The sequence below is a fragment of the Amycolatopsis sp. H20-H5 genome, assembly GCF_035828755.1.
Lineage (GTDB): Bacteria > Actinomycetota > Actinomycetes > Mycobacteriales > Pseudonocardiaceae > Amycolatopsis.
In genome coordinates this window covers 1-7,748 of the sequence record NZ_JAYMZS010000211.1, presented here as the reverse complement: position 1 = coordinate 7,748, position 7,748 = coordinate 1, and the positions used below count along the sequence as shown (strand labels likewise).

Here is a 7,748-nt window from a genome sequence, read left to right as displayed (position 1 = left end):
ATTCCGGACATCGGCATCATCGGCATGCCGCCCGAGGGCGGCCCGCCGCCGGGCGGGGTGGCCATCCCGGACTGCCCCGCCGACGGCGCGGCACCCGGTGCGGGCATCGACGAGGTCTCCACCGGAGCCGCCGCCTGCGGGATCGAGCGGAGGCCGCCACCGAGGCTCACCCCCGGCACGCCGACGTGACCGCCGCCGAGCCGCAGCCCGCCACCGCGAGGGCCACCGAGACCACCGCCCAGGCCGCCACCGAGGCCACCGAGGCCACCGGGACCGCCCGCGCCCGGCAGGCCGAGCGGAGGCAGGAACGGCATGGTCCCCGGCAGGTTCGGGCTGGTGATCGGGGGCAGGTTCACCGGCGGCAACGGCCCGAGGGCCGGCAACGTCGGGGCCGTGCCCACGCCTCCGGACAGCGACGGGTCGCCTGCCGGGGTGAGGCCGTCGCTCGACGGTAGCTGCGGTGTGGGCGTCTCCGGGGTCGCCGAAGCGCTGGCGGTGTCCCCCTGCGCCGAAGACGCGGCACTGGCCCCGCTGTCGCCACCGGTCGCCGCGGAAGCCGACTGACCGCTACCGCCACCAGCGGCCGCTCCACCGTCTGCACCGCCGCCCGCGGGATCACTGCCCGCGGAATCACCGCCCGCCGCGGCGGGGGACGCGCCGCCGCCACCGGCAGCACCCGATCCCCCACCTGCCGGACCGCTCCACTGTGGACCCTGCCCGGCCGCCTGCGCGGCCTTTCCCGCGCGATCGAACAGTTCGCCGAGCCGGTTCATCAGCTCGCCGGACTGCGTCTGGAGCACCATCGCGGCCGGTAGCGAACCTCCCACCAGTGCGTACCGTTCGGCGACCTGGTGCACCCCCTGCTGGGTGATCGGGATCTGCTGGCCGAGCTCGACGAGCAGGTCGGCGACGCCGCTGCCGGTGATGTTGCCGTGCCAGGTGTCCAGCTCGGTCTTGCTCTTGGTGGTGTGCTGGTCGAAGACGTCGAAGGCGCCGTCCGTCCAGGTCTGGCTGAGGTCTTTGACCTCCCCCTGCAGCGACGTGGCCGAGTTCTGCAGCTGCGTGCTCGCGGTCTTCCAGAGGTTCGCCATGTCCGTGAGCGAACCGGCGAGGCCCGCGGTCTTGTCGATCAGCTGGACCTGCGTCGGAATCTCGACTGTCGTGTAGTCCACGCTCATGAGCTCTCCCCCAGCCGAGCGAACTCGTCGGTGTAGCGGGTGGTCACCTGCTGGTACGCCTGCCCGTTCTCGGCAGCGATGCCCGTGTACGCGGCGAACCCCTGCTTCGCCGCGGACACGAACTGCTGCAGGTGCTGAGCGGCCTGACCGTGCACCGCCGTGAACTGAGTGGCTTCTTCCATGCCACCGCCAGCCTGCTGGGCCGCCGCGCCGCCGGTCACCTCAGGTGCCTGGGGCCGGAACGCCTGCATACTTTCGGTGACCCCCTGAAGGAAGTCGTTGCCTGCCATGCTCGCCTCCGTTCGAAAGATCGGGCTTTGCCTTGTCCGGAAGCCAACCACCGCGCGCACCCGCCGGGCCGCCCGCGACAGCAACCGGCCACGATCACTCGGCGGGCGGTAGCCAAGCCAGCTGGAGCAGCTTCGGCGCGTCGCGGCGGGTGACCAGCCTGCCGCGCCCCGGCGGCAGCGACTCGGGCTTCAGCCCACCGATCAGCGGGCCCTCGTCCCGGTCGCCCGACAGCAGCAGACCGGGCGCCCCGACGTCACGCAGCCGCGCGACGAACTGTTCGAACAGCGCGCGGCCCGCGCCGCCGGTGCGCCTCGTCAGCACCACGTGCAGGCCGATGTCGCGGCCCTGCGCCAGATACGGCATCAGCGGCAGGAACGGGTTGTCCGCCGAGGTGACGGCCAGGTCGTAGTCGTCGATCAGGATGAACAGCTCCGGCCCGCGCCACCAGCTGCGGCCGCGCAACTGCTCCGGGGTGATGTCCGGGCCCGGCAGCCGCTCGGCCATCGCCTTCGCGGCGTCGACCATCAGGTCCTTGGTGGTGGTCAGATCGGTGCCGTAGCCGAGCAGGTGCTCGGAGCCGATCTCGCCGAGCAGGGTGCGCCGGTGGTCGACCAGGATCATCCTGGCCTGGTCCGGGGCGTAGCTGTCGGCGATCCGGCGGGCGAGCACCCGCAGGAACGAGGTCTTGCCGGAATCGGCGTCCCCGAACAGGAGGAAGTGCGCGTCGGCGGCGAAGTCGAGCTGCACCGGGCCCAGGTCCTGTTCGGACACCCCGACCACGAGCCGGTGGGTGGCCGGGTCGTCACGCGGCGGCAACGTTTCGTAGGGCAGCCGGGCGGGCAGCAGCCGGATGGCGGGCGCGGGTTCCCCCGGCCAGGCCGCGGCGACCGCGGTGACCAAAGTGGACACTCCCCGCGCGAGATCCTCGCTGGTGGCCTGCCCGTCCGCCCTCGGCAGCGCCATGAGCAGCTGGTGCCCGGTCGGGATGATGCCCCGCCCCGGCGCGTTCTCCGGCACGTTCAGCGCGCTCATCCGGTTGACCATGGTGTCGGCGGGGTCGCCGAGCCGCAGCTCGATCCGGCTGCCGAACAGGTCGCGGATCGCGGAGCGCAGGTCGAACGAGCGCGCGCAGGAGACCATCAGGTGCACGCCGTAGGCGAGCCCGCGCGCGGCGATCGCGACGACCTGCTCCTCCAGGTCCTCGAACTCCTTGCGCAAGGTCGCCCAGCCGTCGACGATCAGGAAGACGTCGCCGTGGGGATCGCCGGTGATCGTGCCGTCGGCCCGCAGCGCGCGGTAGCTCGCCATCCCGTCGATCTCATGTTCGGCGAACCGGCGCTCGCGCTCCGCCAGCACGGTCGAGACCTCGGCGATCGCCCGCCGGACCGCGCCGGTGTTCTGCCGCCCGACGACCCCGCCGACGTGGGGCAGGCCGCGGATCGAGCCGAGCGTGCCGCCGCCGAAGTCGAGGCAGTAGAACTGGACCTCGCGCGGGGTGTGGGTGAGCGCGAGCCCGGTGACGACCGTGCGCAGCGCGGTGCTCTTGCCGGTCCGGGGGCCGCCCATCACCAGCAGGTGACCCGCGGCGGCGGACAGGTCGAGCAGCAGCAGGTCGCGCCGCTGATCCAGCGGGCGGTCCACCACACCCGCCACCGCGCGCAGCGTCCCGGACAACGCCGGATCGCCCGCCCGCAGGCCCCGCACCGGATCCGCGACCGGCTCGCCGAGCAGCTGGTCCATCGTCGGCGACTCGGCCAGCGGCGGCAGCCACACCTGGTGCGCGGGGGCGCCGTGGCCGGCGAAGCGGTCGACCAGGATGTCCATCAGGCTCTCGCCGACGGCCTCGTCGAGGTCTTCTGCCGGTTCTTCGACGACGTCGGTTTCGACCGGCGGGGCGACGAAGGCGTTCGAGTACTGCCGAAGCCCGGCCTGCGTCTGGGTGCCGCTCCCGCCCCGGATCTCACCCGCGCGGTGGACGCCGGACACGTACGCGGAGCGGAACCGGACCATCGGCTCGTCGCCGAAGCGGAGGAACCCGTGGCCCGGCGCCCTCGGCAGGGTGAACGCGTCGTTGACGCCCAGCACGACACGGCTGTCGATCTCGGAGAACGTCCGCAGGCCGATCCGGTAGGACAGGTGGGTGTCGAGTCCGCGCAGCCTGCCCTCCTCAAGCCGCTGGGAGGCGAGCAGCAGGTGCACGCCGAGCGAGCGCCCGACCCGTCCGATTTGGACGAACATGTCGATGAAGTCAGGCCGCGCCGAGAGCAGCTCGCTGAACTCGTCGCACACCACCAGCAACGTCGGCACCTCGGCCAGCGGCGCGCCCGCGGCACGGGCCTTTTCGTAGTCGCGCAACGAAGAAAAGTTGCCCGCCGCGCGCAGCAGCTCCTGGCGCCGGATGAGCTCGCCGTTGATGGCGTCGGTCATCCGGTCGACCAGCGGGAGCTCGTCGGCGAGGTTCGTGATCACCGCACTGGTGTGCGGCAGCTTGTCCAGCCGGGTGAAGGTCGCGCCGCCCTTGAAGTCGATCAGCGCGAAGTTCAGCACGTTCGGCGGATGCGTGATGGCCAGCGCGAGCACCAGCGTGCGGAGCAGCTCGCTCTTGCCGGACCCGGTGGCGCCGATGAGCAGCCCGTGCGGGCCCATCCCGTCCTGGGCGGACTCCTTGAGGTCCAGCTCGAGCGGGCTGCCGTCGGGCCGGATGCCGAACCGCACCCGCAGCCGGTCACGGCTGGGGCGCTGCACCCAGGTGTCGGCGGGGTCGAACGAGAACGGGTCGCCGAGGTCGAGCAGGTCGGCCAGGCCCAGTTCGGTGCTCAGCGGCTGCTCGCCGCGGCCGGCGGCGGTGAGCCGCAGGGGCGCGAGCTGGCGGGCGAGCGCCTCGGCCGAGACGATCGGCAGGTCGTCGGCCACGCCCAGCGCCGTACCGCCTTCGGCCGTCTCACTGGACAGCTGGCCGTCCTCGCCCACAGCCAGCACGAGCGTGGTGACCTCGGGGGTCTTCGGCGGAACCGTGGTCAGGTCGATCACCGTGACGCCTTCGACCCCGCCCACGGTCATCAGGTGGTCGGAACCGGCGAACGAACCCCCGTCGAGCACCACGACCAGGTGCGGCCCGGACACCGCGGCCGCGGTCTGCGGGTCGAAGCGGGGCCGGTTCGCGAGGACGTCCTCCAGCATCACCTCGAGCGTGGTGATCGCCGGCGCGACCAGCCGCACCGGCCCCAGCGCGTCGGTGCGCTCCGGGTGCAGGGCGTGCGGGAGCCACTTGACCCACTCCCATTCGCCGGCGCGATCCGCGCTCACGCACACCGCGATCCGCAGGTCGTCGGGCGACTGGAGGGTGGCCAGCTGCGCGAGCATCGCGCGGACCAGCCCGGCCGAGCGCGCCCGGTCGCCGTCGACGTGGATCCGGGCGAACCCGTCCACGGCCAGCGCGAGCGGCAGTCCTTCGATCGCCGAGTACGTGGTGATGAACCGGCGCAACGCCAGCGCGGACAACGGTTCCAGCCGCTCCAGCGGCTTGGTGTCCGGCGCGACGAGCGTGGTGGCGAGGCTCTGCCTGCCGAGTCCGATGCGCACCGCGCCGAAATCGGCGTCACCGCGACGCCGCTCCCACAGCCGGAAACTCGAGGCGACCGACCACAGCGTCTCGGGGTCGGGGTGCAGGTACCAGAGTGTCCGGCGCTGCCTGCCCACCGTCCTGGCGACCCGCAGGCGGTGCTGCGCCAAGTCGCGCAGATACCGGCGTCGTGCCTGGCCCATGTCCCGTTTGGTCGCGCCGCCGCCGTTGACGAAGCTCATCACCACCATGCCGAGCATGGCGACGCCGAACAACCCCATCGTCACGTAGCGCAGGGAGCTCCCGACGCCGGTGCCGCTGAACGTCAGCGCCATCGCCCCCATCATGGCGAGCATCGGCAGCATCATCAGCGCCTGGGTCCACTGACGGCCCGAGGGCAGGGGAATCTCCGGGGGCGCGTCGAGGATGAGTTCCCCGGACGGCATTTCCGGCGCGGGCCGCCGTAACGGCCTGCGCACCACCACGGTCGCCACGGCTCATGTCCTCCTCGGTTTCGAGCGGTGAAGCTGCGAGGAGAGCATGCGGGCCCACGGTCGGGCGTGGTCGTCGATGGCAGGAATGTGCCGGACCACCCTTTCGGCCCAGACCCCCGATTAGCTTCGCCTTGGCGGCACCACCAGAGGTGTCCGCGCGGAGCAGTGGAAGGAGCAAGCACATGTCGGTGAACAGTCAGCTTCAGGGCGAGACAAGCCAATTGCTGCAGGGCGCGAAGGACGCCGAGCAGGTATCGCAGGGGCTCACCCAGATGCAGCGGACCATGGGCATGCACATGGAGAACTTGATGGGCCAGCTCGGCAGCACCATCTCGCCCGCACTGATGGCCGCCCACCAGAACTGGCACCAGAAGCTCACCAAGGTCGTCGTCGCCAACAGCACGCTCGGCGAGAACACCCAGGCGACCGCCAACATGTACGAAACCACGACCGAAGGCGCCCGGTCTTCGTTCAGCAACCTGATCAACCTCTGAGGGAGCACGCGCATGGACGCCAAAATGGTCTTCCCCGCCGTGGAGGAAGCACTCAGCCAGATCTCCACGACGATCAGCCAGACCGAGCAGCACCTGAACGATCTCGCCGCGATCCACAACCGCACCGGTGGCGAGTGGCACGACACGGCGAACGGTGTCTACACCGGTGAGGGTTCGGACCACCAGCTGGCGCTGGCCGCCGGCAAGGAGTTCCACGCCCGGTTGCAGCAGACGCTCAGCAACGCGATGCAGGAGCACCAGTCGACCCTGCACTCCGCGATGGCCAGGCTCGGCAGCGGTCCTTCCGCCCGGTAGGTCCACCACCCGCCAGTGAGGGCCCCCGCACCGTCCGGTGTGCGGGGGCCCTCACTGGTTTTCTGTGCTTTCAGCCGGTGGTCTGGCGTTCGATCTCCGGCTTGGGGAACAGGAACATCTGCTCCGGCGGCTCCTCGCGCACGACCTCCGACAACGGCGGGGTCGTCCGGGCGGCGGACCAGCGGCGCCGTCGGCCGCGGACGGCCACCCAGGCCACGAAGGCGGCCAGCGCGATCCCCAGCCCCACTGCCGCGGCGACGAGTTTCGCGTGCGTTCCGGCGAGTGACCACCACTGCTGTTCGTGCACGGCCGCGAGGTCGACCGGCGGGATGCGGACCGCGGGCATGACGTCCGGCGTGCCGGAAAGGCCTTCGGTCACCGCGCGGTAAGGGTCGACCACACCGGCGCCGTAGGCCGGGCTGCCCTGCCCGCCCCTGGCCAGGCTCGCGGTCGCGACCAGCCTCTGCGCCACCTGCGGCGCGGTCAGCTTCGGCCAGGCCGAGCGCACCAGCGCCGCGGCGCCGGAGACGAACGGCGCGGCGAAACTCGTGCCGTCCCAGTATTCGTGACCGGCCACTCTGGCCGCCGCGACCACGTCCTTGCCGGGCGCGACCAGATCGACGAAGCCGCCGACCTGGGAACCGCTGTCGCGCGCGCCCGAGATGTCGATCGCGCCGACCCCGAGCACGCCTTCGTAGGCGGCCGGGTAGGACGCCGAGCCGGGAGCGTTCTCCTGCCGGTTCCCGGCCGCGGCGACGATCAGCGCGTCCTTCGACTGCGCATAGCGGACGGCGTCGCGGATCACCGGGTAGTCGCCGTAGCCGGACAACGACAGGTTGATCACCTTCGCGCCTTCGTCGGCCGCGTACCGGATCCCCTTGCCGACGGCGTCGGGATCGATCGGGGTGGGCTCGCCGCCGTCGTTGAGCGACCGGTCGGTGACCCGCACCGGCAGCACCCGCGCGTCCGGCGCGACCCCGGCGAACCCGACGCCCGCGACCTGACTGGCGTCCACAATGGACGCCACAGCGGTGCCGTGCGAGGTGCAGTCGAAGTTGCCCGGCAGAGAGCCGACGAGGAAGAAGTCGCGGCCTGGCAGCACTTTTCCGGCCAGCTGCGGATGGTCGACGTCCACCCCGGAGTCGATGACCGCGACGAGCGTACCGGCGCCGGTACTGTGCGGCCACACCCGTTTCAGGTCCAGCAGCCGCTGTGCCCACGGCTGCTCGGCGATCACCGGGTGGGCGGGCTCGACGTTGCCCGTACAAGCGCCCGTCGGCGGTGCCGCCAGCGCGGGCGTCACGATCCAGGCCGTCGGAGCGAGGGCCAGCGCCGCGGCCACGAGCAGAAAACTGGTTCGTTTCATGGTGTGGCCATCGTTCCCCCTGCTCGCGGGGCGGGGGGGGGGGGGGGG

5 protein-coding genes and 1 pseudogene are annotated in these 7,748 nt (G+C 71.8%); 2 read left to right on the top strand and 4 right to left on the bottom strand.

The features are described from left to right. The 3 genes and pseudogenes from QMK34_RS46185 to eccCa all read right to left on the bottom strand — a co-directional run. Positions 1–1,178 (bottom strand): annotated as a pseudogene (locus tag QMK34_RS46185) (hypothetical protein); the annotation flags it as partial. Further along, entirely contained in the window at positions 1,175–1,468 is a 294-nt protein-coding gene (locus QMK34_RS46180; protein ID WP_326421307.1) for a hypothetical protein, read from the bottom strand. The pseudogene QMK34_RS46185 and the gene QMK34_RS46180, both read right to left, overlap by 4 nt. A 94-nt stretch (positions 1,469–1,562) precedes the next feature. After that, a complete protein-coding gene (gene eccCa, locus QMK34_RS46175) occupies positions 1,563–5,525 on the bottom strand; it encodes a type VII secretion protein EccCa (protein ID WP_326421306.1) in 3,963 nt (1,320 codons plus the stop codon). 182 nt (positions 5,526–5,707) lie between these two features. Between eccCa and QMK34_RS46170 the strand changes: the two genes are divergently transcribed. Beyond that, positions 5,708–6,019: a WXG100 family type VII secretion target gene (locus QMK34_RS46170; protein ID WP_326421304.1), complete on the top strand. Its 312-nt coding sequence runs from the start codon at positions 5,708–5,710 to the stop codon at positions 6,017–6,019. Between the two features lie 12 nt (positions 6,020–6,031). Further along, on the top strand, positions 6,032–6,334 hold the full coding sequence (locus QMK34_RS46165; protein ID WP_326421303.1) for a hypothetical protein: 303 nt from the start codon (positions 6,032–6,034) through the stop codon (positions 6,332–6,334). Positions 6,335–6,404: 70 nt separating this feature from the next. Here QMK34_RS46165 and mycP read toward each other — a convergent pair whose 3' ends face one another. Beyond that, positions 6,405–7,700 (bottom strand): type VII secretion-associated serine protease mycosin, encoded by a 1,296-nt coding sequence (gene mycP / locus QMK34_RS46160; protein ID WP_326421301.1) that lies wholly within the window; start codon positions 7,698–7,700, stop codon positions 6,405–6,407. Positions 7,701–7,748 lie beyond the last annotated feature (48 nt).

Coding starts and splice junctions, on each gene's coding strand:
- mycP (WP_326421301.1), bottom strand. CDS start 7,700: ATGAAACGAACCAGTTTTCTGCTCGTGGCCGCGGCGCTGGCCCTCGCT.
- QMK34_RS46170 (WP_326421304.1), top strand. CDS start 5,708: ATGTCGGTGAACAGTCAGCTTCAGGGCGAGACAAGCCAATTGCTGCAG.
- QMK34_RS46180 (WP_326421307.1), bottom strand. CDS start 1,468: ATGGCAGGCAACGACTTCCTTCAGGGGGTCACCGAAAGTATGCAGGCG.
- QMK34_RS46165 (WP_326421303.1), top strand. CDS start 6,032: ATGGACGCCAAAATGGTCTTCCCCGCCGTGGAGGAAGCACTCAGCCAG.